Raw genomic sequence first — 26,636 nt, forward strand, 5'->3', positions numbered from 1 at the left:
CATGGTCAGACGGGATTTTCGCCGAGCACGGCGCCGATCGCGGCCAGCGTCGCCAGCGCGCCGCCGGCGATGCCGATTCCCGGCAGCTCGCCGATCTGCGGTTCGCGCGGATTGATCCGGATGAGCGCGCCGCCGTGCCGCAGTACGACCCGACGGGCGAAATGGCGCACCGTCGGGATGTTCAGCCCGGCGCCGACCTCGATCACCACCGGACGGCGTACCTGTTCCAGCCAGCCCCTGCAGCGTGCCGCCTGCAGCGCGCGTCGTTCCTCGATCCAGCCATCATCGTCGAACATGAGAATGTTCGGCCGTGCGAGAGCGCCGCAGTGCGGGCAGGTAGGCAGGGGGCCGCGTAGCGCACAGCGCGCCTCGTCGACCGCCGGCTGCAGGCCGGAGCCCGGCCACAGCAGGGGTGAGCACGGTACCAGGCACTGCATGCGATAGGTCGAACCGTGGCATTCGTCGATGCGCAACGGGTCGAAGCCGGCCTTCTGGAAGTGGCCGTCGACATTACTCGTGAACACGAAATAGCCCTTGCGCTTCGCTTCGCCCCATTGCCGCAGGAGCCGGTAGCCATCATGCGGCAGGCTGCGGCGGTACAGGGCGAGCCGGTGCCCGTAGAACCCCCAGGCGCGGCGCGGATCGGCGTGGAAGGCCGTCGGGCTGGCGATGTCCATGAAGGCAGTCCCTTCGACGGCAAGCGCCGGGTAGGCCTTCCAGAAACCGGCGTTGCCGCGAAAGTCGGGCAGGCCGGAATCGACGCCCATCCCTGCGCCGGCTGCAATGACCAGTGCATCGGCGGCGGCGATTAGCGCAGCGGCGCGCTCGATGGCCTGTGCGTAAGGTGCGGCCACGCTCATGCCGGTACCTCCGGCGCCGGAAGCGCCAGGCGTGCAAAACGGGTCCCGTCCTCGGTGAAGCCGATCACCCATTCTCCGCGTCGCGCCAGGGCCTGCGCGAGCGCGCAGCTGCGGGAGTAGCCGACCCTGAACTGGCGCTGCAGGCGCGATACGGGGTAGAGGAGGATTTCTTCGCCGGCGCAGCGGAGCTGCCCGATCCAAGCACAGGCCTGCGCCAGCAAGGGGTCCACCGCGCCAATCCCGGCGCCGGATGATTCGGTATGCATGCTGTTTCCTTTTCACGACAATGCGCGCGCAGTGCCCTGCGCGACGGCGTCATGATAGGTGGCATGGCGACAAGGGGCGTCGCAGGCGGCGCCGTGGCGCCGCGCGGCTGTTCAGTCCTCGGGACGGGCCTCGTCCTTCACCTGGTCGAGCCAGGCGATGAACTCCTCGGCAGACATCGGTTCGCCCGGGTCCTGCGCCGACTCGAGGATGCGCTGTACCAGTTCGCCGTTCTGCAGGATGCTCCGCTCCAGGTCGCATGGTTCCTCCGTTCCCGTGAAGAATTCCCACAGCCGCACCATGGCCAGCGTATCGAGATGGCAGTAGGCGCGCAGCTGGCCTTCGGTCTGCCGCTTGCGCCCGGCGTCCGTATGCGGAGCGATCGCTTCCATGAAGGCGTGCATCGCGCCGCCGCCGTCCTGGACACCGTCGAGCCCATCGTAGCGCAGGTCGGGCGCGATCGCCGGCAGCACCCGCTTGATGCTCCAGCTACCCTGCTGCCCGGGATGGTAGTAGCGCTGCCGGGCTACCGGCAGCAGGTCCACCACCCGCTCCTTGATTGCGAGCAGGGCCGGGGCCAGGTCGGCGAAGCGCGACGCCAGTTCGGCGATGCGCGCCGTCTCGAAACCGGCGTTGTACACGAAGACCGGACCTGGCCCGTGACAGGCATCGATCAGCGCTTCGGCGAAGGGGCGCGAGGGATCGTTGCCGGACAGGTCGAGGAAGTCGCGGTGCTCCAGCTTGCCCGCCTCGTCCAGGCGGTGCACGCTGAACTGGAACGGGACCATCTGGAACGGACGGGTACCTGCCCAGATCGGCACAGCGAATGCGATGGTCTCGAAGTCGATGAAACAGGCCGGCGGCGGGTAGGGCGCGAGGTCGGCTGCGGCGCCCCCGGCATCGAAGTAGATCGCGCCGGAGAGGGTGTGGCGCTTGACGCGCAACTGGATCGGGTTGAGGAGCTCGTCCGGTACGTCGCGCATGTCGGCGGCGCCCTCCTCGATGCACTTCTTGAGGGCGCTGCTGGCGATTCTCGGCAGCCAGCGTACCGGATACTCCGCGTGCGGCAGGCCGGCACCGCAGTGCGTCGTGAAGCCGCAAGCATGGGGACTGCTGCAGTGGTCCCCGGGCCGGATGTCGGGCTCGTTCTCTTGCGCCGCCACCGCTTGCGCGCGGGCGATCCAGGACGCGACCTCGGCCTGTCGTCCGAACGCCTCGGCGCTCAGGTCTTCTTCGACGAGCAGGCCACGATAATGGCCGTTCCCGGGATACACCCAGGTGCTGTCGATGCGGGCCAGCGCGATGCGATCGAGCGCGACACCGGCCGCGCGCGCGACGAAGGCCTGGATGGCCGCGTCCTCCCGGTGGTAGTCCTTGAGCCTGGTGGCGGATTTGACTTCGACCATGCGCCAGCGCCGCGCTTCAGGATCGACCGGCAGCAGGATGTCGGCGAAGGCCAACGCGCCGCCTGCGCCGAAACCGGCTTCGAAGACCGGCTGCGCGGTGGCGAGCAGGCTCCGGCTGCGCGCCAGCGTCGCCTCGATGCCGTCGGCCATGGGGTCGAGCAGGACGCCATACCGGTCGGGGTCGTACAGCCGGCGAGCCAGGTCGCCGACTTGGTGCCCGGCCGAAAACGCAGCCAGGCTGGCGTCGTCATCCTGGCGCAGGCCCGGACGGTGCAGTTCGAGCCAGAGACGGCGTTCGCACTGGCGGAAGGCCAGCAGCTTGGACTTGGACAGGCAGAGCATGGTCACGAGCCTAACAATGAGAAAGATTATTTCAATATTATTGCCTTTTTGAAATAAAATGTCATCATGCCAATTCGCCGGCTTTCACACCAGGAAGCCGATGGCAGCCTGCCGGCCTTGCTTGAGTGCGCATTCCTCGCCGGGGGGCGCCACCAGCCCGGCACCGCCGCTGAAGGGCGTGACGGTGGCGGCGCGCGAGCGCTGCGAAGTCGCCCGGCGTCGGCCTGGCCAGCCGCCGCACGCGGTCCAAGTCCCCAGGTAGCGGCGCACCGAGGCCCAGGCAGGCGCACTGGCGGGCAAGCATCAGCGCGGCCTGGTCCGGTTCCAAGTCGTCGAAGCGGATCTTCAGGTGAAGCGCCGCAACGCGGCAGGGTCGATGTCACCCATCAGGTTGGCCATGCCTTGCGCGGCTGCGCCGTGCTGCGCGAGCCGAACGGACTGCTGCTGTTCGAAGATGTCTTCGACCTCTTCGAACAGCAGCAGCGCATGGCGGCGGTCGAAGAAGCTCTGCGCGGCCCGACATGGCGGTTGCCGGCCACCGCCTGGGCCAGGTAGGGACGCAGGATCGCAAGGGCTTCGTTCAGGTGGTGAAAGTCGGCCAGTTGCAGGCGCGGCGGCGTGCTTGGGACGACGGGATCGCGCAGCAGCGCGATCGGGTCGGTCTCTGAACCCAGGATCGATTCGGCGAACTGCCTGGACAGCAGGGCGAGCTTGGCGGCGAGCAGCGCCGTGCCGCTGCGGTCCACGTTCAACAGGCCGAAGCGCGCAAGCACGCCGTGCCCGAGGAGCGCGCGACGGACCTCGTGCGCCGGAAGGTCCAGCAGCAGCGCCAGCACGTCCGCGATCGCTCCCGACGAGAGCACGCCGAGCGTATCGGCCGTCTTGTCGCAGAGGATCCCGGGACAGCGGCTCAAGTGCTTTCCGTGCAACGCGACAGGAAAGCGCCGAACAGCTCGCACAGCAGGGGAATACGGGCGTTGAGGCGGTGGTCGCCCGGCACCAGGTGCAGGGTGCAGCCGCGCAGCCGCGCAAAGCGGATCGAATGCTCGCAAGGGATGACCTCGTCGTCCCAGCCGTGCACGATTTCGGCCTGGTAAGCCAAGATCGCCGGGGCCGGCGTTGGATAGTCCGGCATGTACAGGGCGGGGGCGAGCAGGAACACGCCGTAGGCATCGACCCTTACCGATGCTTCCGCCGCGACCCAGCCTCCCATGCTCGACCCCACCAGCAGCAGGGTCTGATCCAGGTCCTGGCAAGCCTGCCTCAACTGTTCCAGCCGGATTGCCGGATCGACCGTATGCGAGTAGTCGAGGCTGGCGACGTCCCAGCCGTGCTGCCGCGCCACCTGCGCCAGCGCGGCGATCTTGCTGCCATTCGGGCCGCTTTCCTTCCCGTGCACGAAATGCACCAGTCCTTTGCTCATTGTCGTGCTCCTTTCAGGATGAGGCGATCAGTGATGCCAGCAGGTTGCCGCGGCCGACCGTGTGAAGGCGGGCATCGCGCGTCATGTCAGCCTGCGGATCGTAGTAGCCGACGACATGCAGGCACGCGTCCCTGGCGGTCTGCCTGCCGTCGGCGGCGGTGTCGATGTAGCCGATGGTATGGTAGCGTGCATCGGTAAGTCGCTGTCTTTTCATGCGCTCTCCTTGGCGTTGATCCGGCAGCCAGTGTAGGGACTCTGGCGACAGGCGGTGTCGCAGCGCTCATGCGACAATCCTTGTCGCGGCCCGTGGCTAGACTGGCGCTTCGTCGAATCGATACGGAGGATGGATGATTGAAGTGTTCGTGCCCGGCCCCGGCTTCATGCTGATGGCCGGCGGGCAGACGGGCGCCGACCGGGCGGCGCTCGACTGGGCGATCGCGCAGGGTGTGCGCCACGGCGGCTGGTGCCCGCGCGGGCGCAAGACCGAGGACGGCGTGCTGCCGGACTGCTACCTGCTGCGGGAAACCCCAACCGCGGGCTACCTGCAGCGCACCGAGTGGAACGTGCGCGATAGCGACGCGACCCTGATCTTCACCCTTGACGACCGGCTCGACGGGGGCTCGAAACGCACCGCCGCATTCGCGGACAGCCTGGGCAAGCCCTGGCTCCATGTGCGTCCCGGCGTGCATTCGAAATACGTGGCGCGTTTTCTGGCGCGCCACGGCGTCACGACCCTGAACGTGGCCGGCAAGCGCGAGTCCTCGGCGCCCGGCATTGGAGAGTTGGTGCGGCAGGTACTGTCGCAGGCCGTGCAGCCGGATCCTGTCGCCGGCCGGTCCCACAAACCTTGAACGAAGGAGGCGCAGATGGTGCACATCGTATTGCTCGGGGATTCGATCTTCGATAACGCAGCGTATGTCCCGGCCGGGACCGAAGTCCAGGCCTGCCTGCAATCGCTGCCGGGCCGGCCGCACCGCGTATCGCTGCTGGCGCGCGACGGCGACGTGCTCGCGGACATGGCGGCGCAGGTGGCGCGCCTGCGCGCGCTGCCCGCTCCGGCCGACTGGCTGGTGGTGAGCTGCGGCGGCAACGACGTGCTGGGGCTGGTCGGCGCGATGCATTCGCCGGTAGGCACGGTCATCGAGGCGGCCGAACTGCTGGCGGCGTGGCAGGCCGGCTTCCGGCGTGCCTACCGCGATATGCTGGACCTGCTGCTGGCGCAGGGCACTCCGGTGGCCGTGGCGACCATCTACGACGCCGTGCCCGGCCTCTCGCCCGGCCTGCGCACCGCGCTGGCGCCGTTCAACGACGTGATCCTGCGCGAGGCGGTGCAGCGGCGCCTGCCTGTGCTCGACCTGCGGGTGGTGTGCGCAGACGCGGGTGATTACGCGTCCTCGTCGCCGATCGAGCCGTCCGCGCAGGGCGGAAAGAAAATCGCCGCTGCGATCGGGGAACTGGTGCATGCGCAGTCCCCTGCGGCGGCGCACACGCTCGTCTACGGCAGCGCACCGCCGCGAACAGATTCCGGCGATATTTCTTGTTGGCAATATCTTTGCTAAGATGACATTTTGATTCGATTTCCGTGGCCACCCGCCGGCGGCCCCCACGCACATGCCTGTACTGATCCAGCACATCGACGCGATCGCGCGCAAGAAGGGACGCGACGTCCTCTACCTCGAGTTCCACCCGCAGCCCTTCAGCGAGTGGCGCGAATACCGGTTCGAAGACGACCCGGTGCGCGCCGAGGTGCTGTCCTGGCTCGACGCGCACGGCGTGCCCTGGACCCGCTGCGGGCCGTTCGCCGATCCTGCGCGGATGCTTCCCTATCTCGGCCAGGTCTACCTGGACGTCGCCTACGACGAGGCCTTGCCCGGGTACTGCGTGTTGCGCGACTACCTGGAGCATCCGGATGGCACGATGCGCCATGCCGGCGTACGTTTCTACGTCATGCCGCTTGATTACGCAATGGAAAATGCTTCGCATGACGAACCCGGTTTCTGGGAACGCTGGGCGGAGGACTTCTGATGGCCACCAACCAGCAGTCGCTCCTGCGCCAGTGGCACATGCTGCGCATGGTCCCGCGCGCGCCGGGCAAGGTAACCGCCAGGGAGCTGTGCGAGCGCCTGTGCGCGGCCGGCTTCGACGTGACCAAGCGGACGGTCGAGCGCGACCTGAAGGAACTGTCGGCGGTGTTCCCGATCGTGGTCGACAGCCGCGACAAGCCGTTCGGATGGAGCTGGCTGCGCGATGCGTCGAGTTTCGACCTGCCCGGGCTGACCCTGCCCGAGGCCTTGACGCTGACCTTGGTCGAGCAGCACCTGCAGCACCACCTGCCGCCGAACGCGGTCGATGCGCTGCGCCCGCACTTCCAGTCGGCGGCGCGCACCTTGTCGGCGGTGGACGACACGGCGCCGTCGCGGGCCTGGCTGGACAAGGTGCGCAGCGTGCCGCCGCAGCAGCCGCTGCTCCCGCCGCGCATGGACGAGGAATGCCAGCGCATCGTCTACATGGCGCTGATGCAGGACCGCCAGCTCCGGCTGCACTACCGCAAGCGCGACACGGACGCCCCGACGGTTTATCCGGCGGTCCACCCGCTGGCCGTGGTGCAGCGCGGCGGCCTGGTCTACCTGGTGTGCATGTTTGGCGCCTACGACGACGTCCGCACCATCGCCCTGCACCGCGTGCAGCAGGCCGAGGCCTTGTACGAACCCGCGCGCCGCAAGCCCGGTTTCGACGTCGACGCCTACATCGCTTCCGGCCAGTTCGGCGTGATCGCGGGCGCGCCGATCACCCTGCGCGCCGTGTTCAGCCGCGCCGCCGGCGAACACCTGTTCGAGACGCCGCTGAGTAGCGACCAGCTACTGGCGCTCGATGAGGCGGGACGCCTGCACCTGGCGGCCACGGTCCCGCATACCCGCTCGCTGGTGTGGTGGCTGCTCGGTTTCGGGGACGGGGTCGTGGTCCAGGAGCCGGCAACCCTGCGCGATGAACTGGCGGGCATCGCGCAGCGCATGAGCAGGGCCTATGCATGAGGCAAGCGGCGTGTGTTCAAAAACAACACTTGATGCCATAATGCAATATGGTCTACAGTTGTACCCATCAATAGAACAAATCCGCGTACCGGCGAGCGTTGTAAAACCCAGCCCGCGATTATCCATCACTGACCAGGGCTGAACGGCCCGCACAACCCATGAATTTCAAAAAGCTCGGCATCGTCCTCGCGGGAGGCGGCGGCAAAGGTGCGTACCAGATCGGCGTCTGGAACGCGTTGCGGGAAACTGGCCTCGACAGGCATATCGCGGCAGTCGCCGGCACCTCGGTCGGCGGGCTGAACGGCGCAATGATGGCGCAGGGGAAGTACGAGCTTGCCGAAAAAATGTGGCTCAATGTTGAGCGCCACAACCTGCTCACGCTGGAAGGCGTCGCCGGATTGGCCGAGGCGCTGGCGCAAAAATCGCCGCCTGGCCGCCTACTGAACCGCGTGCTCGATTCCGCGGCCAGCAAGGGCCTGTTCAAGCGCGAAGGCTTACAATCGATGATTGCCGAAGGCGTGGATACGGCGCTGCTGGCCGGCTCGGCGATACCGCTGACGGTCGCCTGGCACCATGACGACGGCAACCGTGTGGTTTACCGGACCCTGCGCGACCCGGCCATCGTCGCGGACGGCCTGCTGGCAACGGCTGCGCTGCCCCTGATCTTCGACGCCGTGCGCATCGAGGACGAGCTGTACAGCGACGGCGGTTTCTATTGGGAGCTCCCCGGTCGCCGGCTGGACAACGTGCCGGTACGCGCGCTGCAGGAAGCCGGCTGCGATACCGTGATCGTGGTCTGCCTGTCGCAGACCGACCTGACCATCAGCCCGCAGCAATTCCCTGGCATGCGGGTGATCCCGATCGTCCCGCGTCACGCGCTGGGCAGCGTGATGGCGACGCTCGACTTCTCGAACAAGGGAGCGGCGGCGCGCATGGAACTGGGTTACGCCGACGCCAAGGCCGTCCTGCGCCAGCTCGAGATGTACCTCGACACCGGCGAGCGCTACCAGCAGTTGTGGGACGAGGTGGCGCGCAACGCCGCCCGCGAAGCGCAGACCGACAGCGCCATCGGCGGCGTCGAGGCAGCGCACGGAAAGACCATCGGCAAGATCGCCGATTTCGATAGAATCGTCGCGGACGACCGTTTCGATCGTCCGCTCGGCGTCGCGGGAGAAGCGGAAAACGCGGCAGAAGCAGATACTTCGCCACGGTCGGCCTTCGCGCTCGCCGGCGAAGCCCTGCTGTCCCAGCTCGACCGCGAGCGCATCCATACTGCCGTCGACCAGTTCCTGGCCCGCTGCGGGAAGGACCGCAAGGCAGTGGAAGAGGGCGTGATGGATGCCATTGCGGCGCTCGCTCCGGTCGCCGGCCGCGCCGGCGCCTTGCGCGACGAAGGCATGCTGTCGCGCCTGGTCGGGGCCCTGACCGGGCGTACCCAGAAGCTCTCGGCCGACAACGAGCTGGCCCTGGCGGAGGGGCAGTATGCACTCTTGCGCCTGGTGAACGCGGTGCAGAAGCAGGGCGCCTTGAGCCTGGAGTTCAGCTGCGTGTTGCAGAACCGGGTGCAGGATGCGCTGCAGGAGATGGCCCGGCAGGGCCAGCGCCAAAACGAGGACCTGGAACGGGTCTATCGTTCGATGGCGCAGGTGTATGGAAAACTGCGCGACCGCCTGATGCAGGTGGACGAGCGCGTGGAGCGCCTGGAGCGCCAGGGACGCCTGCTGAGCTGGCTGGCGCATACCAGCGTGCCGCGCTACCGGGGACGCCGTCTCGCCCAGCTTCCCGTGACGCTGCGGCTGGTGACGCTGGCGAACGACTTCTTCCATCGCACGGAAGGCGCGTGGACCCTGGACGAGCTCATGAGCGCACACGAGATGTGCTATCGCGCCGAACTGGGCGAAGCGACGCTGAGGGTCGGCAGCTTCTTCCAGGACCTGCTGGAAGACCGCGAGAGCGCAGGCACCTTGACGACCGGCCTGGTGACCGGGCCGTCGGCCGCGCACCCCCGCGGTGCAGCTGCCTGGCTGCTCGACCTGCGCAACCAACGCACGGCTGGCGGCGTGGAGCATGCCGTGGCATGCTGGGACTATGGTCCCGATACCAAACTGAAGGCGTGGGACCTGCTGGTCGAAATGCTGTACCACATGCGCGCGGCGGGACTGGCTCCGGTCAAGCATGGCAGCGAGATGACGGCACTGAAGGCGGCATGGGCCCGCCAGTTCGACGTGCTGGAAGACCTGGTCAAGGACGGCCTGTTGCCGCCGGCCTTCCGGCGCGAGATGGCGCCGGTACGTTCGGCGATCGAGGGCTTCCGCCTGAAGGTGCCCCTGGTCGGCAAGTTCAGTGCAGGCAAATCCAGCCTCATCAACAGCTGGCTCGACCGCGAAGTGCAGGAGATCGACCTCGGCGCCTGCACCTCGGCGCCGGTCGAATTCCACCGCGCGGCGCCGAACCAGGAAAAGCTGGTCGTGTGCTGGGCAGCGGTGGCGCCGGAATCGGTGCCGGCGCGCGAGGAATTCCCCGACCCCTACATGGCCGAAAGCCGCCTTGCCGCATTTGCGCATGGTCGCCGCATTCTGCATGTCGAACGCCACCTCGACATGCCGGCACTGGAGCGCTATCCCGACCTCGTCGTGGTCGACACGCCCGGCATCGGTTCGGTCAACATCGACCACGATGCGGCCCTGGCCCATTACCTCGGCGACGGCGTGTTGTTCATCCTGTGCGCCAACCGCGGACAGATCGGCAACGAAGAGCGCGCGTTCGTCGAGCGCCAGAAGCAGCTGGGACAGGCGTTTTCCCTGCTGGTGTGCCAGGAGGACCTGAACAACGCGAGCGAGCGTGAAGCGCTGCAGCGCAGCCTGGCCGAGCAAGCCGGGCTGGCCAAGGACCAGCTGGTGCGCGGGTGCTCGGCCAAGGAGCGCAGGCTCGCCGGCTTCGACGACCTGCTTGCCCACGTCGACCGCAGCAAGGCGGGACTGTTCGTGCGCCGCCACGGCCCGCTGGTCGAGGCGCTGGTGCAGCGCGCCCGGCAACTGCTGGCCCAGACCCTCGCCGCGTCGGACGACGCCGCGCTGCGCGAGCGCATGGCGCAGATCGGTGCCGCCATGGAAAGCCTGGACAGCCGTTTCCGCCGCGAGGAACAGGCATTCCTGGCGGACTGCACCGGTATCGTCGCACGCGCCGTCGTGGCCGACGTGCGCAGTTCCATGCGCAATCGCCGCTCGGCCTACGCGGAGCGTATCGCCGCCGAGCAGGAATTCCGCAGCCTGGTGCTGGCCGATGCACAAAATGCCTTCGAGCTTGCCACGGGCACCCATTTCACGGCGCGCCTCGAGCGCCTCGCACGTGTGCTCGCGCACGACGTCGACATCGGGCAGATCGGTACGCTCGAACTCGGCGCCGGCGCGGACGGCGAGCACAAGTCCGGATTGTCGGACCTGGCCGCGGGCGTCGCCAGAGCGGGCGCCGGTGCAACCGCCGGGGCCTTGCTGGGCGCGGCGGCGCCGGTCGCCGGCATCGGCGGTTCGGCCGCACTGTTCGGCGCGGCGGCAGGATCGCTGTTGCCGGGCCTCGGTACCCTGATCGGTGCAGCGCTCGGCGGCCTGCTGGGTCACTTCCTGATCGGCAAGGGACAACGCGTGTCGGCCGAGGACCATGCAGCCGAAGCGATCGAGCTGATCTGCGGGCAGGTCGACATGCAGGCTGCCGCCCTGCTCGACGCACAGGCGCGCACGGCGCTCGATAGCCTGCACGGGCAGCTCCGGGCACGACTCGATTCCGAGCGCGAGCAGGTGGGGCGCATCGAAGCCTTGCTGCAGGAGCACGCGGCGAAGAAGGACGACCTGCAGGCGCGCGCTACGGCGGCGCTCGACCGGCTGGGCGACGTCGCCGCCGGCGCGGGAACGGAGGCATGATGAACCTGCACGACATTGTCATTCCCGACGATCTGCTCGACGAAGTGGAAGCCGCGGACACCAATCCCTATCTTGCCGATCCGGCCGCTGCGATGGGGCTGATTGCGCGCCTGCTGGCCGCGCCCCTCGTTGCCTCGGCTGCATCTGGCCCGCTGGCGCAGCTGCGCAAGCTGGTGCTGGACGATTTCGCCTCGGTGGCCCCGGACCGTGGCCCGGCGGCGATGGCGGGAGGGCGCGAACTGGCAGAGATCGTCGACTCGGTCGAGGAACTGGCGCTGTTTCCCGACCTGGCCAACAAGATCACGGTGGGCATCGGCGGCGGCTTCAGCGCAGGCAAGTCGCGTTTCCTGAATACCCTGCTGGGCATGTCGATGCTGCCCGAGGGCCTGGGCCCGACGACCGCGATTCCCACCTGCCTGGCCGATGGCGGCCCGGCGGTGCGGGCGCGCAACATGATGAACCGGATGGTGCCGGTCAACGAGGAGGAGCTGCAGGCGCTGGCGCACGGCTTCGACCGCCAGTACAGGGCAGGCGACGGCGACACCTTTGGACTGGCGCACCTGATCAAGCTCCTCGTCATCCAGCAACCCGCGATGCGCTGGAATAACCTGGTGCTGATGGATACGCCGGGCTACGACAAGCCCGAGGGCGAGACGCACTCCCTGACCGACGAGGAGATCGCGCGCCAGCACTTGCGGCAGGCCGACCATGTCGTCTGGCTGGTCAATGCCGGAAACGGCACGCTGCGCAGCGACGACATCCGCTTCCTGCGTTCACTGCAGCACCGGCGCCCGGTGTACTTCGTCTTGACACAGTCCGACCTGCAGGCGGCGTCCGCACTGCCGGGCCTAATGCGCGCCGTGGAAAGCGCGGCCATCAACGCCGGCATCGCCTGTGCCGGGGTGATGGCATGGGCGGCGCCGCAGGGCTGCGGCCAGGGCCGGATCGCGGGCGGGTCGGATATCAGCCATTGGCTCGATGCGCTCGACCTGCAGCCGCGCCTGACGGACAAGCGGCGCACTGCCGCCCGGGTCATGGACAGGCTGCGCGAGGACCTGCAGGAACAGGTGGCCGCGGGACGCGAGGAACTGGTCCTGCTCAACGCGTTCTGGCCGGTTGCCCAGCAGCTGTCCGCAGACACCAATGCCGGCATCCAGCGCCTGCTTGGGGCGCGCCGCGCAAGCCAGCGCGCACTGGCTGCCCGCATCGACAGCCTGGATGCATTCGCGCGTTCGCTCGACACCGCCCTGGCGGCGGCGCTGGACGCCATTTCGCTGGCCGACGCCCGCTCCGAGGCCGTTATCGAGCAGCAGTACCAGGACGCGGTGCGGGCGCTGCGTGGCCGCCTGGGCCGCGGCCAGCATGCTGCCGCTTTCTCGCAGTTGCTCGATGCCGCCTGCCACGAGCACGTACAGGCGCAGTTCGCGATCGCCGAATGCTACCGGCTGGGGACCGGAGCTGCTCCCAACCCGGTACTGGCGTTCAGCTGGTGTCGTAAGGCAGCCGGCCATGGCCTGGCCGAGGCCCAGTACGTGCTCGGCAACAGCTACCTGGAGGGCCATGGCGTGGCCGCCGATCCGGACGCCGCGCTGCGCTGGTACCAGGCCGCTGCCGAACAGGAACACGTGCGTGCGCAGATGAAGCTGTACGCCGGCCACGCAGCGGAGCTGGCGGGACGGCTCGACTTGGCGCAAGCGATCGCTTGGCTCAAGCGGGCGGCCCAGGCGGGCGACGCCGAGGCGCAGTACGAGCTGGGCGTCTGCCATATCGAAGGGCGCGGGGTGGCGAAGAACCGCCGCACCGCCAGCGAGTGGCAGCTGCGGGCTGCCCAGCAGGGCTACGCGGCGGCCCAGCATGCCATCGGCCTGGCCTATCTGCACGGCTCGGAAGGAGCGGAAGACGATGCGATGGCGGTGCAGTGGTTCCGGCTGGCGGCGCAGCAGGACTATCCCGAGGCGCAGACCGACCTCGGCCACTGTTACCTGAATGGGCGCGGCGTGTCGGTGAACCGCGCGCATACGGCGAGCTGGTTCCGCAAGGCCGAGCGGCTCGGCCACGTGCCGGCCGTCACCGGCCTGGGATATTGCCACTACCAGGCCGACGAACCCGAGCTGGCTGCGCAGTGCTTCCGCAAGGCCGCCGAGCAGGGCGACGCCGAGGCCCGCTACCGCCTGGGCGAGTGCTACCTGTCGGGCGATGGCGTGCGCAAGAACAGGAACCTCGCGCAGCACATGATGGAACTGGCGGAAGAACAGGGCTTCGTCGCCGAGTGCGACCTTGGCGACCGCGTGTTTGCATGAATTCAGTCATTTACCAGTACAACAATTACACAGCAAGCCAATGAAAGAACTCCAGCAGATACTGAACCTGCTCGACCCGCATGCCGAGGTCATCGAAGCCGAAGCACTCACCGAGCTGCAAGGCATGGAAGAGAAGTTCAGCAAGGACCTGGCGTCGGCCCGGGAAGAAGGGCGCAATCTCAGGATTGCAGTGATCGGGCAAATGAAGTCCGGTAAGTCGTCCTTCCTGAACGCCGCGCTGTTCAACCAGGTCGTGCTGCCCAAGGCCGAGACCCCGATGACGGCGGCGCTGACCAGCATTGTGTATGGCAGCCAGTCGCGCGCCGAAGTGCAGTTCTACAGCCGCGAGGACTGGGCCGGGATCCAGGCCAGGGCCGACGAGTACGCGGCGCGCTATGTCCAGGAAGAAGAACGCTTGCGCAGAGCGCAAGGCCCGTTCGCGGCGCCGGTCGCGCCCACGCCCGCGGAAATCGAGAGCCACATCGACCCGGCCTTGACCGCCTGCGCGGAGCTAGTCCGCAAGGCACGCGAGAAGGGGCTCGACCCCGACGCCTACTTCGGCCAGACCAGGATCATCGACAGCATGCAGGACGTCGGCGAGCTCGCGCACGCGCTGCAGGACTACGTCGGCGCCGGAGGGCACTACACCCCGATCACCAAAATGACCACGCTGCACCTGAACGACGAGCGGCTGAAAGGGCTGGAAGTGATCGACACGCCGGGTTTCAACGACCCGGTGGTGTCGCGCGGCGCCATCACGCGCTCCTACCTGGCCCGGTGCGACGTGATTTTCCTGCTGTCCCAGCTCGGCCAGTTCCTTGGCGCCAGCGACATGCAGGTGTTCCGGGAACAGCTCCCCGAAGCGGGGCTCGGGGAAAAAGCGGTATTCCTGGTCGGTACCCAGCGTGACCTCACCTTGCGCCAGGACGGCAAGCTGCCGGGACAGGCGGCGCGCATTGCCGAGCGTTATCCGCCGGAAGCGCGCGAGAACGCCACGCTCCAGGCCATGCTGCAGTTGCTGGACCGGAAGATGTCGGGGCTTGCCGAAGAGGCGTTCGCGCGCCAGGTGCAGGGCGTACGCGGCGAGCCGCGCAGCCTGCGACTGCTGGAAGAGCTCAAGAACAGGAGCCCACGCTTCATCTCCTCGTGGGCGTGGCTGGTGGCCCAGGATCCCGACAACCTGTCCCCGGACGACCGCAACCACTATGCGGACTTGTGCCGCTCGACCGGCATCAGCTTCGACGTCGAGCGCTTGACAGCCTTGTCCAACATTCCTTTGCTGGCCAACGAGATCGTGGCGCAGGGGGAGCGCAAGCGCGAGCTGCTGGCAGCCAAGGAACGGCAGCTGGCCGACAGCCTGCACACGGCGGTGAAGCGCTGCCTGGAAGACGCACGGCGCGCCCTGGCAGACCAGCGTCGCCAGATCCAGGGCGGCACCATCGCCGAACTCGAACGCCTGGAGCAGCAGGCGGTGTCGCGCCTGGAGAAGGGCAGGCTGAAGCTGGAGGATGTATTCGACGAACAGGCTGTCGCGGCAAAGAAGAAGTTCGCCATGCTCAAGAACGAGCTGGCCGGCCTGTCGCGCGATTACGCCCAGATCGAATCGGTGAAAGGCACCAGACGCGAATCCTACAAGGAAGACACCTCGATCTTCGGAGGGTTCTTCGGGCACACATGGGAAACGCGCTACCGCGACGTCGACACCGTGTATGCGAGCGTGCAGGATGCGATTGAGAAGATCGACCGCTATGCCCACGAATGCATGGCCCGCTTCCAGGAGCGGATCCTTGGCTCCTTAGACCTGGAGCAGCTGCGCCGGAACCTCAGCGCGGCTGCGATGGCGCTGTTTGACACCGGCAGCGCCGACTTCGATGGCGAGCTGATGCTCAGCGGGATCAACAAGAGCCTGCGCCGCATCACGATTCCCTCGGTCGATTTCGGCAAAACCGATTTCACCGCCAACATCGTCAAGGAATTCGGGACCGGACAGGTGTCCGATGACGCGATCAACGGTCTGAAACAAGCACATCGGGCCGCCATCATGAGCGTGGCGAAGGAGATCGGCCGGCAGGTCGATTCTAAGACCACGGAGATCGAAGCCAGCCTTCAGCGCTCGGCGGAACGCTTCGTCACCGACATGAGCCGCGATATCCAGGCGGGGCTGCAGAATCTGCGCGAGCAGCGGGCGGACCGCGAGGCGGCCCTCCAGCGCATCGACGCGGCTGCGCGGGCCGTCGAGCGCGCCCTGGCCCTGATGTAGCCGGTCTGCCGCCAGTGCCCTGTAGAACCTCATCGAACTTGCAATCATTGAAAGAGCAGTACATGACCAAACGACACGCCCACCGTGCCATCCTGGTACTCGAGTCCCCCTGGGGGCTGGACGACGCCGACGCCAACCGCAGCAGCGTGCTGCCCTTCGTCGAAGGCGTGGCGAAGTTTGCAGGGGACACGGAAGTGTTCCATGTGAACTTCTATGACAAGAAGAGTTTCGAGCAGGCGCTCGAATGCCTGTGCAAGACCAGGTACAGCAACACCATCGTCTACATCGCAGCCCATGGCAGCAAACGCAAGATCGGCGGCGTCGACCTGCTGGAAGCGCTGGTCCACATCAATGCCATGTCGCGCGACTACAACATCACCGGCGTACTGCTTGGCGCCTGCTATACCGGTTCGGATACGGTCACGATGGAGGTCTGCATCGAGGGCGGCGCCATCCGCTGGTGTGCCGGCTATGCGTCGGCCGCTACGTGGCTCGAGGGTACGCTGATCGATTGCGCGATCCTGTCCGCCATGAGCGACCTGGACGAAGAAGATTATCGCGCCCCGGACTGCCTGACCGCTACGCTGAAGGAGGCGCTCTCACTGTTCGACGGCGACTTCACGATCGGCCACGACAAGAAGAAAAAGCCGGTGGCGCTGCGCCACTCGCTGACCGCGGTGATCCGGCCCGCTGGCCAGGGATACCGGCCGCGCGAGGTCAGCGACCAGTTGTTCTGAATCCGGCCAGTCCCGCTTCCTCCGTTACGGCGCTGCCCCATGCACAAGCAAGACTACCTGAACGACGAGCACGTCAAGCCCTTCCTCGCCTGGATGGGCCAACGGCTTCAGGCCGGTTCGCCGCGTCATGTGATGCGGCGGTGGAAGTGGTGCGCTGGGGCGGGCAACGCGTTCCCGAAAGCCTGAGGTTTCCCTGCATGCCGGCCAAGGAGGATGCCGAGGCCGCGCGGCGCAAGCTGCGCAACCCGTAGACCGGCACCACCGGTTTCCCCACGCTGGGAAGCCGCCCCCATGCCCACGCCAGGTGGAACCTGCGGGCCAGCTGGATCGTCCGTGCATTGCTGGAAGCCCACCCGGCACCGTATTTGGCTCGTGCACTGCCGCAAGCCGCAGGCTGGAAGCGGCGCTCTTCATGTGGTGCTATGACCTGACGGCCCCGGCCCCCGGCGACGAGGCGCCGCAGCTGTTGCAGGCGGCCTAGCCGAGGACGTCAGCCAGGCAGCGCTCCGCCCGGGTCGACAGGACCAGTTCTATCGCCATCTGGGCCCGGGTCAGGGCGACGAACAGGCGGCGCCGCGCCGCGTCGTCGAGTTCGGCGAAGTCCATCTCGGTCACGACCACGGCCGGGGCGCTCTGGCCCTTGTACCGGTAGACCGATTCGAGCAGCAGTTCGCCCTTGCTCCAGCGCGGCTCGCCGGCGGCATCGTATTCGCCGGTAAAGCGGCGGGTGGCATGCGACCCGATCGTGACCCGGTTCAGCAATGCCGACTTTTCACGGCCGCGTCCGCTGACGACGGCGATATCGGCGAGGGCGAAGCCGCGTGCGCGCAGCGCCGCTACTGCGGCCTCGGTCTGTGCCAGCAGTTCCTGCTCGGATGCGTAGGTGCGGATGCCGGGCAGTTCGCCGCGGTAGGGGTTCAGGGCCCGCACCGGCGGCCGCACCAGGGCGAGCGCATTGATCAGGTCGCAGATCACACGGGGGCTGCGGAAATTGTCGCTGCACTGCACGGTCACCGCGTCGCCCAGCTCGAAGCCTTCTTGCTGGTACAGGCGCTGCGCATCGTCCTCGAGCACGTACAGCCTGCCGTCCGGCTTGAGACGGTTACACAAGCTTTCCACCCAGGCTGCGTCGAAATCCTGCGCCTCGTCGATGACCAGCAGGTCGAGGTTCTGCGCGAATTCCGTGCTGGCGGCGACGTAGGCGTCGGCCATGTGCTCGAATGCCTGTGGCGAGAACGCCGGGTCGCCATGCCTGCGCCGGTGATGCTCGACGCATAGTTCATGGAAGTTCACCACCTCCACCTTCGGCGAGGCCAGGCGGCGCACATGATCGGCCAGGCTGCGATTGAAGCAGACGTAGTACGCGTCCAGGCCCGTGCCGGCGGCCGAGTCGAGCAATTGCAGGGCCAGCTGGGTCTTGCCCGAGCCGGCGGTAGCCTGGATGCGGTAGACGCCGGTTGGGGATCCCATGCGCGGAACCCAGGTGGCTAGTCCATCCGCCAGGCGCCGCACCGCGCCAAACAACTGGTCGCGCATCACTTCCAGATTGGGCGTGACCTCGAACTGGTTGAGCAGCAGGCGGCGCAGGGCAGTGTGGTCGGCCTTGCCGTGCAGGGGGCGCAACCACTCCTGGACGGTCGACACCATGTTGCCGTAGCGGGTCGCATCGATAATGCGCTCGCGCGGGATCGAGATCACCTGGCTGTCGCCAAGTTCGTAATCGGGCAGGACCAGGCAGCTCAGCACGACCGTCTCGAGGCCCGCTTCCTGCAGGCGATTCTGCATCGCGACGCGTTGCAGGCGGCCCTGGCGCGCTACGTCGCATTCGCCGTCGCCGTAGACCTTGAAGATATCGCCATTGCGCAGCAGGACCGGGCCGGCCTTCACTTCGATCAGCAGCACGCAGCCCTCGGGCGACAGTACCGCGACATCGATTTCGCCGTAGCGGTCGCGGTCGCCCTGGAGGGTATGGAGCGGAATGTTGTGGAAGACTTCAAAGCCCTCTGGCAGGTAGTCGCGCAGGCGCTCGAGGACTTCGAGCTCGCGGTAGCGGCCCGCATCCATGCGTAGCGGGGGAAGGAGTTGTGGAGAGAGGCTGGCCATGGCAACGGAATGATAGTTGGAGCAAGACGCGAGATTGCCTATTATCAACAATTGTGGCCGCACCGTACAGGTCCATCATTCCCGGATGGCGGCATCTCAGCGCTGTATGGTGGTTGCCATTGAGCGCCAAACCCGGCCTGCGCTGGCTGTTGGGCGCAGTTCCATGGCTTGCTGCCTCAATGTCGACTGGACTGTCGTAAGCGGTTCAAGGACGCCAACACATAATGATGACAGCACCTGATGCTTACAGCTTTCGTGTTGGCGGCCAGTGTATGCAGTGGAACTCGAGAGCAGTTGATCATTCGGATTAATGATCAACAGTTTTTTTTATTGATGTTGTCGTGGCGCGCCGGCAGCGGCGTGCGAACGAAGGGATCAACTCACATCGCGCTAGTCACGCAGGCGCGCCGGCCACAGGAACGCAGGGAGCGACAGGCGCAGTTCGTCGTCGGTCTGGTCCGGCACCGCACGCAGGTCCAGTACCCACTCGCGCACCACTTGTCCGGCGGCGATTTCCAGTACGATTTCGTCATTTGAAAATTTCCGCGCCCGATAGCCGTTGTAGCGCCTGTCTCCATGCCAGCCGTGGATGATCCCGCTGAACCACGTGGCCGCGACCGGTCCGGGATGGTCCGCAAACAGCCGTGCGAACGGTTCGGTGCTGACGGCCGTCAAATACAAGGTCCCTTCATGGATCGTCCAGCTCGCGACATACCCGTGCTGGCAGAACGGCGTGATTTGTGTGGCAGGCCGCGTTGGCAAGGTGGCCAAGTACGATTCGAGCGGCCACGCATCGATCGTGTAGGCCATACCACCGGCCTGCAGGCGCTCCATGATGACGTTGCTCATGCGCTGGGACCGGCCGGCGAAAGCAGCTGGCCATCGCGCGCGATGCGCCGCAGAAAGACGGCCATGCCGGCGCGCTTTTCCTCCAGATCCGCCTCGGCCGAATAGAGGTCGTAGGGCTTGGCCTCCTGCGCGGCGCGGTAGGCGCGCGCGGCCCCTGCACGCAGGTCGGCGCCGGCCGCGAGCACGGTCTCGACCATGGTCTCGTCCAGCGTCTCCACCGCTGCGGCCAGCACCGCCTCGCCATCGGCGTGGATGTCGGCGCCGTGCGCGAGCAGCCACGCGAAGGCGCCAAAGGCCATGCTGCGCGCGGCTACCGCCAGCGCGCGGTCGCGGCCGGCCTGAACCTGCACACCTAGCGCACCGTGCGCCAGCAGGAAGTCGAGCATGGCGGTGTTGTCGACCGAAGCCGCAGCCGGCAGCGCCACCGCGGCCAGCCGGTCTACGGCAATTCCGCCGTCGAGTAGCTGCAGCAGGATCCGCTGGAAATCGCGGTTGGCAAGCTGCGGAGCCCACTCGGCGGACGTGTCGATGCCGTGCGCATGGGCGCCGCGGGCAGTAATGGCCAGCGCCTCGTGGCCGTCGGCGCCCGGGTCGGCACCTTGGCGCAAGGCCAGCGCTACCCCTTCGATCCAGGCATGGCGGCAGGCCATTCGCAGGAACGCGCTCCAGAACGCGGCCCGCCAGTTCTCGAGGCGGGTGCCGTCGTGCGACATGGTTCCCCTCACGCCCGCCAGACGGCCGGCGACGAAAGCAGCGAGCCATGGGTCAGCGCTTTCCACCCGCAGTGCGCAGCCGTTGTCCAGTACCGCGGCGACCACGGAGTCCGGCCAGGGCGCTTCGTCCAGCATGATCTCCTCGTCGAGCGCGCCAAGCGCCAGGCGCAGGTCGAAGTCGAAGGACGAGCCGAGCGCCAGCACGGCCGCCAGCCTGAGTCGGGCCGGCAGGCGGCAGGCGCCGACGAAGGCAAGCATGGCGTCGGAATAGCGCGGCGGTTCGTACGATGGCCCCATGCCATGCAGTTCCAGCAGCGCCCGCCATTGCGCGCGGATATCGTCGAGGGTGACGCAGACTTCGAGCGGAAGATACCAGTAGGGAGTGATCATTGTTCTCCAGACGTCGGGTGGATGAGCCCGTTTCGGGTCAGCACAAGATACAGTGTCGGACGACAAGGAGTGTCGCATGTAAGCCGCGCACCTTGCATGCCAAGATCGTGAGGCAATCTTTGTTGTCGGATGCTATAGAGTTCCGGTTTCCATTGCGAAGCCCGTCCTCCATATCCGCAAGGCGCAATATGAACCGTCCCGGCTTTCGTGGGGGCTGGTTAGTGTGAGTCTGGCCAGTAGCAGATCGTTCCCGATACCATGCAAGTCGGGCTCAACGGCGGAGAGGGTGTTTGCGGTAGGGGCAAAATCGAGATGATCCCCCTTGTTGCCGGTACGCGGATCGATGAGCTTGGCATGGTATCGCGAATGGTACTGGGCCAGGTGTGCCATTAAATTGCTAAGCAATTCATAGGCTTACCTCAGCCATTGATCATCGAGTGGGAATGACCTTCCCTTCCGAAATTATATGGAGTGTTTGAAAAGCTCGTTTCGGCGAGCTTTTCTTTTTCTCGTACCGGGAAATAGCCATATGCGCCCCAGCTCTGTGAAAGTCTCGCTGCATGATAATGGTGGTCCGGGGTACGGAATTACTATACTCCTCGTCGTTCGATTCTGAAAAATCGACGCGCCGGCCTCGGACTTTTCACTGATGCTTTTAAATCTATCCTCAACCTCTAACGCTGTTTTAAAAAGGCCCTGCACAAGCGGACTTAATGCTGGTGCGTCTGGGATAGTGACAGGGTTGAACATGCTTCACCGAATATGCCATTAGATTTGCGATCACTGGTATGTAAAAAAGCCCACTCATTCGTCCCATCCTATCGTCGCACGCTACTACTAACTACAGAGGCTGGCTAGTCATATCGAATTATAGGCGTCTTGAACGATTGCCCGAATGCGTCCATGTACCGTACGATGTATGCGCAACCGCATTCAGGAAAAACGATGTCAACGATACGCGATAACCTCGCTTCGGACAATACAGCGAACAGCCAGCGCTCGTGGCTCGACGCGGGGTTCCGTCCGTTCTATCTGATGGGTTCGGGCTTTGCGGTTGTTGCACCATTATTGTGGGCGGCAATTTTTGGCTGTGGCTCGTGAAATCAGGGATCGTGAGAGAAAGTGCGGCTCCGCACCTTATTATTCTTGCGCTGGAATGCGGTCCTGTTAAAGATGCTGACGAGTATCGTATCTAGCGAGACCGATCGATCAGCGGTGTCGGCGAAGGGGAAGCTTACGATACTCACGTTAGTACAGGCTGCGTTGTAGGGATATTTCTCCGCGTCAGTCATGCCGGTGTTTAACACGCAGTTGGCGATACTCTCAGCCGCTCTCTTAGGCGCCGGGTTTTCTGTCTACTTGATGCTTTATCTGCCATATTTTCCATCTTCGGGCTTAGGAGTTGCGATATGATCGGGGAGTCTGAATCAGCCAAGCTATCTGCGAGGCATTCTTCTCGACTCTACAACCGATCGTGGCTCCATAATTTATTGCTGAACTACATTGGGGGAACCCGTAATATGAACCACCGTGATGAGACTGATGAGCTTTCCGACTCGCCCCTGACCCATTTTGATCCTGTCGGACAGGCGCATATGGTCGACGTCGGTGCGAAAGCCGATACTCACCGGATTGCGCTGGCTGAAGGCACAATTCGCATGAAGCCGGAAACGCTTGCACTCGTGGAGCAGGGGTCTGCAAAAAAGGGAGACGTTATCGGAATTGCCCGCATCGCTGCAATCATGGGGGCGAAGCGCACGGGTGATCTGATTCCCTTATGCCACCCGCTAGCCTTGACCAGAGTGACTGTCGATTTTGATATCGATCGTGCAGCTCACAGTATTAACTGTCGAGCGCGGGTTGAAACTCATGGCAAGACTGGCGTGGAAATGGAAGCGTTGACGGCTGTACAAATTGGGCTATTGACCATTTACGACATGTGCAAGGCAGCCGACCGCGGCATGGTGATGACAAACGTAAGGGTGCTGGAAAAACATGGCGGAAAATCCGGAGACTGGACCGCAGCGCCGTAGGCGATGACCGATGAGAGTAGTGGAAATTCCTGTCTAAGACAGCAATGCTACGTGCTGCATCTGCACCCACACCTGTCGGCCTGGCCCGATACCGAACTCTCGTAACAGTCGGGCTTTGATTCTCGCCAGGAATGGTGTCGGCCCGACTCGCAACTGCACCAGTACCTCATCCGTAGAGGACTCTGCAGCAGCTACTGCCGTAATCTCTGCTGGAAGGGAATTGGCACTGCCGGGCGATTGCGGACCGGTCAGCGACAGACCGATGTCGCGCGCATCGATGCGGCATCGAAGGCGGCTCCCGATCGATTCTGCGCGACGCCCAACCGTCAGTGTCCCCCCCGGGAAGGCCAGACAGGACAGGTCTCCAGTTTCGTGTCCGGTTAGCACAGCATCGAATACGGCGCCGATCTCGGGGCCCACATTGGGCGGCAGGTCGACTCGCGCAAGTGTCTCTCCTAATGGGCCACATGCCAGTACTTTCCCTTCGTCGAGGAGTACCAGATGGTCGGCCAGTCGCGCTACCTCATCCGGCGCATGACTGACATAGACGATCGGAATCGACAACTCATCGCGTAAGCGTTCCAGATAAGGAAGAATCTCACGCTTGCGCCTGAAGTCGAGGGCGGCCAAAGGCTCGTCCATCAGGAGGATGCGCGGCGATGCCAGCAGGGCGCGTGCAATGGCGACCCGCTGACGTTCTCCGCCGGACAAGCGTGCGGGACGCTGCTCCAGTAGCGCAGCGATGCCGAGCAGTTCTGCAACCGCTTCAGGCGTGAAGCGCCGCTCGTGCACGGGAACCCGCTTCAGCCCGAATTCGAGATTGCCGCGCACCGTCAGGTGGTCGAACAGGCTGGCTTCCTGGAACACATAGCCGAGTGCACGCTTGTGTACCGGGACGAACACACCGCGCCCGTCATCCTGCCAGACTTCGTCACCGAAGGACACGCGGGCGCCGGCGATACGCTCGAGGCCAGCAATCACACGCAGGCAGGTCGTCTTGCCCGATCCGGAATGCCCGAACAAGGCGGTAATACCGGCCTGCGGCAGATCGAGGTCGACATCGAGCGCAAAGCCGTCCGGCTCCGCGGCTGCGCGTGTACGTAGCGCAACATTAAACTGTACGCGTAAGCCTTTCATGAGCGCGGACTCCGTATCGACTGGGGATAGAGCGTGTAAAGGGCGAACAGGACCATGAAGCTGAACACGAGCATACCTCCAGCAAGCCAGTGTGCTTGTGTATAGGCCATGGCTTCGACATGGTCATAAATTTGGACGGAGACTACTCGCGTCTTGTCCGGAATATTTCCTCCGATCATCAACACCACGCCGAATTCCCCGACAGTATGGGCAAAGCCCAGAACTGCCGCGGAAAGGAATCCCGGACGCGCCAGTGGCATGACGACTGTCCAGAAACTATCCCAAGGGCCCGCGCGCAGCGTCGCTGCCACCTCGAGGGGGCGTCTGCCAATCGCTTCGAACGCATTCTGCAGGGGTTGTACAGCAAACGGCATGGAATACAGAACCGAGGCCAGCACCAGCGCCTCGAAAGTGAAGGGGTGGATGCCCATCCCGAGCGTCGCACTGATACGTCCGAGCGGGCCCTCCGGACCAAGCGCAAGCAACATGTAGAAGCCGAGCACAGTGGGCGGGAGGACGATCGGTAGTGCAACCAGGGCCCCGACGACCGGCTTCAGGCGCGATTGGGTCCGCGCAAGCCACCATGCAAGCGGCGTGGCTATCAGCAGCAGAAGGAAGGTGACCACTGTCGCGAGTTTTACGGTCAGCCAGACGGCGGCGATGTCACCGGCAAATCGGTCGATGTTTTCCATGCGTCATCGCTCGTAGCCGTAGAAGCGGATGATCTGGCGCACTTCGTCGGATTGCAGATACGCCGCCAGTTCCCGGGCTGCCGGGTTGCTGGCGCCTCTGGCAAGGACGACAGCGTCCTGACGGATCGGCGCATGGAGATCGGCGGGCACGACCCAGGCCGATCCACCGACAAATTTGCCTCCGCGGTAGACGTCGGACATCGCAACGAATCCCAGCGCCGCGTTGCCGGTCTTGACGAATTGGTAGGTCTGGGCGATGTTTTCCCCCTGAACCAGCTTGTTCTTCAAACCGCCGAGAAGCCGGAGTTTTTCAAGTGCGCCAACGGCCGCTGCACCGTATGGCGCCGTCCTTGGATTGGCAATGGCGAGATGCGCAAACGCACCGTTCCTGAGCACGGCGCCCTGCCCATCGACGAATGAGCTCTGGGCCGACCATAACACCAGCCGTCCGGTAGCATAGGTAAACGCGGTGCCGGGCACAGCGAGGCCTTCCGACACGAGTCTGGCGGGGGTCGCAGCGTCAGCCGACACCAGGAGCCCGTACGGTGCGCCATTCCTGACCTGTGCGTAGAACTTTCCGGTAGCACCGAAGGCAAGGATTGTCTTGTGCCCGCTCTTTTTCTCGAATGCGGCAGCAATCTCCTTCATGGGCGCGGAGAAATTCGAAGCGACCGCCACGTGCACCTCAGCGGCGCAAGCGGGGGTAGCCATGGTGACGCATGCCTGTGCCAACAGCAGCGTTGCAAATATGTTTTTCATCGGTTCCTCTTGGTGACAGCTGCACCATGCTCTTGTGGCAAGGCTAAGCGGTCGTGTGCCACTTCGCCAGGCTGGCCTCGTCGGAGGCCCGTGCTTCCACCCATTGCGCACCTCGCTCCGTCGTTTCCTTTTTCCAGAAAGGCGCCTTGGTCTTGAGGTAGTCCATCACGAACTCGCACGCCGCAAACGCCTCGCCGCGGTGCCGTGCTGCAACGGCCGTGAGCACGATCTGGTCGCAAGCTTGCAAGCTGCCGATTCGATGGATGACCAGGATGTCGGTGATCGACCAGCGCTGGCTGGCTTCAATGGCAATGGCCTTGAGTGCCGCCTCTGTCATGCCTGGATAGTGCTCGAGCTCCATGTGCGACACAGCGCCCGCGCCGTTCATTTCGCGTACCGTGCCGACGAACGCAAGCACGGCCCCGATGTCCCGCTGGCCCGCCCGCAACTCCGCGATTTCGGTAGACAGATCAAAGTCCTCGCGCTGTACGCGTACCTGCATGCTAGCCTCCCGTCACAGGGGGGAAGAACGCAAGCTCTGCGCCATCGCGCACGGGGCTGTCGATGCTGCCCATGGTCTGGTCGACCGCTACGCGAAACGCGCTTGCGTCGGACAGGGCTTCGGCCCAGGCGCCGCCACGTGCACGCAGCGTCTGCAGCACGTCCTGGGCAGTACGGATGTTGTCTGGCAGCGTCAGGTTCTCGAAAGAGACCCCAAGTGTTTCGCGCAGGCCAGCGAAGAGTCGCAGTTTGATTTGCATGGTTGTCAGGTGAGAATCGAAGGAAATCGATGGAGCGGATTGATACTGTTTTGCCCCAGTCCTTGCGCTAGGTCGGCAGGAACGGAAGCGGGTTCTTCGTGGCGGCAACGGCGACGATGTAAACGAAGGTGAGTAGCGCCCCTGCCAACGCAATGGCGCGCACGCCGAGGGTTTTACCGCGCTTCAGGGCAATCGTGCCGAGCAGGACATAAGCGACAAGGGCACTCACTTTCGCTGTTACCCACGGTGCTTGACCCGGATATTGATGCGACCATGCAGCCAGGCCGAACGCCGAGGCGAGCAGGAAAGCATCGACGACATGCGGCAGTGTCTTCACCCAGCGGCGTTGCAGAAGGCCTGAGCCAGCCAGCATCCATGTGCCCCTGAGCAGGAAGAACCCTCCGGAGAGCGCCACGCAGGTCATGTGGAAATGTTTCAGCAGTAAATAGTCCATGAGCAGCACTTTCTGTCACAGCGAAATTCTAGTGGTCTCGCTGGCGCGTGGCTGTCGGCATGACGGCTTACTTCGGTCTAGTCATTCCGAGCTATGACCCAGGCCGAATGGTCGAGTTCGCACGTGATCGACGCGTGCGACAATGGGCATGCCGGCGTGGCGCATTGCCCGCATGGCGGCCACCACCCGGCCGAGCCCAGGCAA

The 26,636-nt window shown here is 65.1% G+C and carries 26 protein-coding genes; 10 read left to right on the forward strand and 16 right to left on the reverse strand.

All coding sequences use genetic code 11. The annotated features are described in order from the left end of the window. Positions 1 to 5 precede the first annotated feature (5 nt). The 7 genes from MA09_RS05680 to MA09_RS05710 form a co-directional block, all read right to left on the reverse strand. Positions 6 to 860 carry a Sir2 family NAD-dependent protein deacetylase gene (locus MA09_RS05680; RefSeq protein ID WP_036246091.1) on the reverse strand — a complete coding sequence of 285 codons (855 nt, stop codon included), beginning with the start codon at positions 858 to 860 and terminating at the stop codon, positions 6 to 8. Continuing rightward, the gene (locus tag MA09_RS05685; RefSeq protein ID WP_036246093.1) at positions 857 to 1,126 is read right to left on the reverse strand and encodes a hypothetical protein; all 270 of its coding nucleotides are present in this window, start codon (positions 1,124 to 1,126) and stop codon (positions 857 to 859) included. Before MA09_RS05685 ends, MA09_RS05680 begins: the two co-directional genes overlap by 4 nt. Positions 1,127 to 1,237: 111 nt before the next feature. Continuing rightward, on the reverse strand, positions 1,238 to 2,872 hold the full coding sequence (locus MA09_RS05690) for a DUF2779 domain-containing protein (protein ID WP_036246094.1): 1,635 nt from the start codon (positions 2,870 to 2,872) through the stop codon (positions 1,238 to 1,240). An 84-nt stretch (positions 2,873 to 2,956) separates the two neighbouring features. Further along, positions 2,957 to 3,172 carry a hypothetical protein gene (locus MA09_RS05695; protein ID WP_036246097.1) on the reverse strand — a complete coding sequence of 72 codons (216 nt, stop codon included), beginning with the start codon at positions 3,170 to 3,172 and terminating at the stop codon, positions 2,957 to 2,959. Positions 3,173 to 3,258: 86 nt separating this feature from the next. Further along, on the reverse strand, positions 3,259 to 3,786 hold the full coding sequence (locus tag MA09_RS05700; RefSeq protein ID WP_036246098.1) for a hypothetical protein: 528 nt from the start codon (positions 3,784 to 3,786) through the stop codon (positions 3,259 to 3,261). Then, the gene (locus MA09_RS05705) at positions 3,783 to 4,295 is read right to left on the reverse strand and encodes an alpha/beta hydrolase (protein ID WP_036246099.1); all 513 of its coding nucleotides are present in this window, start codon (positions 4,293 to 4,295) and stop codon (positions 3,783 to 3,785) included. The genes MA09_RS05700 and MA09_RS05705 overlap by 4 nt, the downstream gene beginning before the upstream one ends. Before the next feature lie 13 nt (positions 4,296 to 4,308). Then, entirely contained in the window at positions 4,309 to 4,509 is a 201-nt protein-coding gene (locus MA09_RS05710; protein WP_036246101.1) for a hypothetical protein, read from the reverse strand. Positions 4,510 to 4,642: 133 nt separating this feature from the next. Here MA09_RS05710 and MA09_RS05715 point away from each other — a divergent pair, with 133 nt between their 5' ends. From MA09_RS05715 to MA09_RS24795, 9 genes are all read left to right on the forward strand, one after another. Then, entirely contained in the window at positions 4,643 to 5,146 is a 504-nt protein-coding gene (locus MA09_RS05715) for a putative molybdenum carrier protein (RefSeq protein WP_036246103.1), read from the forward strand. A 15-nt stretch (positions 5,147 to 5,161) separates the two neighbouring features. Continuing rightward, positions 5,162 to 5,854, forward strand: a complete 693-nt coding sequence (locus tag MA09_RS05720; protein WP_081897434.1) for an SGNH/GDSL hydrolase family protein — start codon at positions 5,162 to 5,164, stop codon at positions 5,852 to 5,854. Positions 5,855 to 5,906: 52 nt separating this feature from the next. After that, positions 5,907 to 6,320: a hypothetical protein gene (locus tag MA09_RS05725; RefSeq protein ID WP_036246105.1), complete on the forward strand. Its 414-nt coding sequence runs from the start codon at positions 5,907 to 5,909 to the stop codon at positions 6,318 to 6,320. Further along, positions 6,320 to 7,327, forward strand: a complete 1,008-nt coding sequence (locus MA09_RS05730) for a YafY family protein (RefSeq protein ID WP_036246106.1) — start codon at positions 6,320 to 6,322, stop codon at positions 7,325 to 7,327. Before MA09_RS05725 ends, MA09_RS05730 begins: the two co-directional genes overlap by 1 nt. A 158-nt stretch (positions 7,328 to 7,485) precedes the next feature. Beyond that, positions 7,486 to 11,244 (forward strand): patatin-like phospholipase family protein, encoded by a 3,759-nt coding sequence (locus MA09_RS05735; RefSeq protein WP_036246108.1) that lies wholly within the window; start codon positions 7,486 to 7,488, stop codon positions 11,242 to 11,244. Next, positions 11,241 to 13,544 carry a dynamin family protein gene (locus tag MA09_RS23605; protein ID WP_152594571.1) on the forward strand — a complete coding sequence of 768 codons (2,304 nt, stop codon included), beginning with the start codon at positions 11,241 to 11,243 and terminating at the stop codon, positions 13,542 to 13,544. The genes MA09_RS05735 and MA09_RS23605 overlap by 4 nt, the downstream gene beginning before the upstream one ends. Before the next feature lie 40 nt (positions 13,545 to 13,584). Further along, a complete protein-coding gene (locus MA09_RS05745; RefSeq protein WP_036246110.1) occupies positions 13,585 to 15,804 on the forward strand; it encodes a dynamin family protein in 2,220 nt (739 codons plus the stop codon). Between the two features lie 62 nt (positions 15,805 to 15,866). Further along, entirely contained in the window at positions 15,867 to 16,541 is a 675-nt protein-coding gene (locus tag MA09_RS05750) for a hypothetical protein (protein ID WP_036246113.1), read from the forward strand. Positions 16,542 to 16,580: 39 nt separating this feature from the next. Next, positions 16,581 to 16,727 (forward strand): hypothetical protein, encoded by a 147-nt coding sequence (locus MA09_RS24795; protein WP_161783197.1) that lies wholly within the window; start codon positions 16,581 to 16,583, stop codon positions 16,725 to 16,727. A 291-nt stretch (positions 16,728 to 17,018) separates the two neighbouring features. Here the strand turns inward: MA09_RS24795 and MA09_RS05755 are convergent, their stop codons facing one another. The 3 genes from MA09_RS05755 to MA09_RS23610 form a co-directional block, all read right to left on the reverse strand. Continuing rightward, positions 17,019 to 18,644, reverse strand: a complete 1,626-nt coding sequence (locus MA09_RS05755) for a nuclease-related domain-containing DEAD/DEAH box helicase (protein WP_036246114.1) — start codon at positions 18,642 to 18,644, stop codon at positions 17,019 to 17,021. A 390-nt stretch (positions 18,645 to 19,034) separates the two neighbouring features. Continuing rightward, positions 19,035 to 19,493, reverse strand: coding sequence for a hypothetical protein (locus MA09_RS05760; RefSeq protein WP_036246116.1), 459 nt, complete (start codon positions 19,491 to 19,493; stop codon positions 19,035 to 19,037). Next, positions 19,490 to 20,596, reverse strand: coding sequence for a hypothetical protein (locus MA09_RS23610; RefSeq protein ID WP_051933202.1), 1,107 nt, complete (start codon positions 20,594 to 20,596; stop codon positions 19,490 to 19,492). The genes MA09_RS05760 and MA09_RS23610 overlap by 4 nt, the downstream gene beginning before the upstream one ends. Positions 20,597 to 22,116: 1,520 nt before the next feature. On the opposite strand from MA09_RS23610, the gene moaC reads away from it, so the two are divergent. Beyond that, positions 22,117 to 22,629, forward strand: a complete 513-nt coding sequence (gene moaC, locus MA09_RS05775; RefSeq protein WP_036246120.1) for a cyclic pyranopterin monophosphate synthase MoaC — start codon at positions 22,117 to 22,119, stop codon at positions 22,627 to 22,629. A gap of 33 nt (positions 22,630 to 22,662) precedes the next feature. Here moaC and modC read toward each other — a convergent pair whose 3' ends face one another. The 6 genes from modC to MA09_RS05805 all read right to left on the reverse strand — a co-directional run bounded on the left by modC (position 22,663) and on the right by MA09_RS05805 (position 26,432). Then, entirely contained in the window at positions 22,663 to 23,766 is a 1,104-nt protein-coding gene (modC, locus tag MA09_RS05780; RefSeq protein WP_036246121.1) for a molybdenum ABC transporter ATP-binding protein, read from the reverse strand. Beyond that, on the reverse strand, positions 23,763 to 24,458 hold the full coding sequence (gene modB / locus MA09_RS05785; protein ID WP_036246122.1) for a molybdate ABC transporter permease subunit: 696 nt from the start codon (positions 24,456 to 24,458) through the stop codon (positions 23,763 to 23,765). The genes modC and modB overlap by 4 nt, the downstream gene beginning before the upstream one ends. 3 nt (positions 24,459 to 24,461) lie before the next feature. Continuing rightward, positions 24,462 to 25,217, reverse strand: coding sequence for a molybdate ABC transporter substrate-binding protein (modA, locus tag MA09_RS05790; RefSeq protein WP_036246124.1), 756 nt, complete (start codon positions 25,215 to 25,217; stop codon positions 24,462 to 24,464). A 43-nt stretch (positions 25,218 to 25,260) separates the two neighbouring features. After that, positions 25,261 to 25,719 carry a molybdenum cofactor biosynthesis protein MoaE gene (locus MA09_RS05795; RefSeq protein WP_036246125.1) on the reverse strand — a complete coding sequence of 153 codons (459 nt, stop codon included), beginning with the start codon at positions 25,717 to 25,719 and terminating at the stop codon, positions 25,261 to 25,263. A gap of 1 nt (position 25,720) precedes the next feature. Then, the gene (moaD, locus tag MA09_RS05800) at positions 25,721 to 25,978 is read right to left on the reverse strand and encodes a molybdopterin converting factor subunit 1 (protein WP_036246127.1); all 258 of its coding nucleotides are present in this window, start codon (positions 25,976 to 25,978) and stop codon (positions 25,721 to 25,723) included. Between the two features lie 67 nt (positions 25,979 to 26,045). Next, positions 26,046 to 26,432: a SirB2 family protein gene (locus tag MA09_RS05805; protein WP_036246128.1), complete on the reverse strand. Its 387-nt coding sequence runs from the start codon at positions 26,430 to 26,432 to the stop codon at positions 26,046 to 26,048. Between the last annotated feature and the right edge of the window lie 204 nt (positions 26,433 to 26,636).

Source organism: Massilia sp. BSC265 (assembly GCF_000740675.1).
In the GTDB taxonomy this organism is placed as follows: domain Bacteria; phylum Pseudomonadota; class Gammaproteobacteria; order Burkholderiales; family Burkholderiaceae_D; genus Telluria.

Bases quoted from the DNA above. Each gene is read 5' to 3' on its own strand.
- MA09_RS05680 (WP_036246091.1), bottom strand. From the start codon at position 860: ATGAGCGTGGCCGCACCTTACGCACAGGCCATCGAGCGCGCCGCTGCG.
- MA09_RS05685 (WP_036246093.1), bottom strand. From the start codon at position 1,126: ATGCATACCGAATCATCCGGCGCCGGGATTGGCGCGGTGGACCCCTTG.
- MA09_RS05690 (WP_036246094.1), bottom strand. From the start codon at position 2,872: ATGCTCTGCCTGTCCAAGTCCAAGCTGCTGGCCTTCCGCCAGTGCGAA.
- MA09_RS05705 (WP_036246099.1), bottom strand. From the start codon at position 4,295: ATGAGCAAAGGACTGGTGCATTTCGTGCACGGGAAGGAAAGCGGCCCG.
- MA09_RS05710 (WP_036246101.1), bottom strand. From the start codon at position 4,509: ATGAAAAGACAGCGACTTACCGATGCACGCTACCATACCATCGGCTAC.
- MA09_RS05715 (WP_036246103.1), top strand. From the start codon at position 4,643: ATGATTGAAGTGTTCGTGCCCGGCCCCGGCTTCATGCTGATGGCCGGC.
- MA09_RS05720 (WP_081897434.1), top strand. From the start codon at position 5,162: ATGGTGCACATCGTATTGCTCGGGGATTCGATCTTCGATAACGCAGCG.
- MA09_RS05725 (WP_036246105.1), top strand. From the start codon at position 5,907: ATGCCTGTACTGATCCAGCACATCGACGCGATCGCGCGCAAGAAGGGA.
- MA09_RS05730 (WP_036246106.1), top strand. From the start codon at position 6,320: ATGGCCACCAACCAGCAGTCGCTCCTGCGCCAGTGGCACATGCTGCGC.
- MA09_RS05735 (WP_036246108.1), top strand. From the start codon at position 7,486: ATGAATTTCAAAAAGCTCGGCATCGTCCTCGCGGGAGGCGGCGGCAAA.
- MA09_RS23605 (WP_152594571.1), top strand. From the start codon at position 11,241: ATGATGAACCTGCACGACATTGTCATTCCCGACGATCTGCTCGACGAA.
- MA09_RS05745 (WP_036246110.1), top strand. From the start codon at position 13,585: ATGAAAGAACTCCAGCAGATACTGAACCTGCTCGACCCGCATGCCGAG.
- MA09_RS05750 (WP_036246113.1), top strand. From the start codon at position 15,867: ATGACCAAACGACACGCCCACCGTGCCATCCTGGTACTCGAGTCCCCC.
- MA09_RS24795 (WP_161783197.1), top strand. From the start codon at position 16,581: ATGCACAAGCAAGACTACCTGAACGACGAGCACGTCAAGCCCTTCCTC.
- MA09_RS05755 (WP_036246114.1), bottom strand. From the start codon at position 18,644: ATGGCCAGCCTCTCTCCACAACTCCTTCCCCCGCTACGCATGGATGCG.
- MA09_RS05760 (WP_036246116.1), bottom strand. From the start codon at position 19,493: ATGAGCAACGTCATCATGGAGCGCCTGCAGGCCGGTGGTATGGCCTAC.
- MA09_RS23610 (WP_051933202.1), bottom strand. From the start codon at position 20,596: ATGATCACTCCCTACTGGTATCTTCCGCTCGAAGTCTGCGTCACCCTC.
- moaC (WP_036246120.1), top strand. From the start codon at position 22,117: ATGAACCACCGTGATGAGACTGATGAGCTTTCCGACTCGCCCCTGACC.
- modC (WP_036246121.1), bottom strand. From the start codon at position 23,766: ATGAAAGGCTTACGCGTACAGTTTAATGTTGCGCTACGTACACGCGCA.
- modB (WP_036246122.1), bottom strand. From the start codon at position 24,458: ATGGAAAACATCGACCGATTTGCCGGTGACATCGCCGCCGTCTGGCTG.
- modA (WP_036246124.1), bottom strand. From the start codon at position 25,217: ATGAAAAACATATTTGCAACGCTGCTGTTGGCACAGGCATGCGTCACC.
- MA09_RS05795 (WP_036246125.1), bottom strand. From the start codon at position 25,719: ATGCAGGTACGCGTACAGCGCGAGGACTTTGATCTGTCTACCGAAATC.
- moaD (WP_036246127.1), bottom strand. From the start codon at position 25,978: ATGCAAATCAAACTGCGACTCTTCGCTGGCCTGCGCGAAACACTTGGG.
- MA09_RS05805 (WP_036246128.1), bottom strand. From the start codon at position 26,432: ATGGACTATTTACTGCTGAAACATTTCCACATGACCTGCGTGGCGCTC.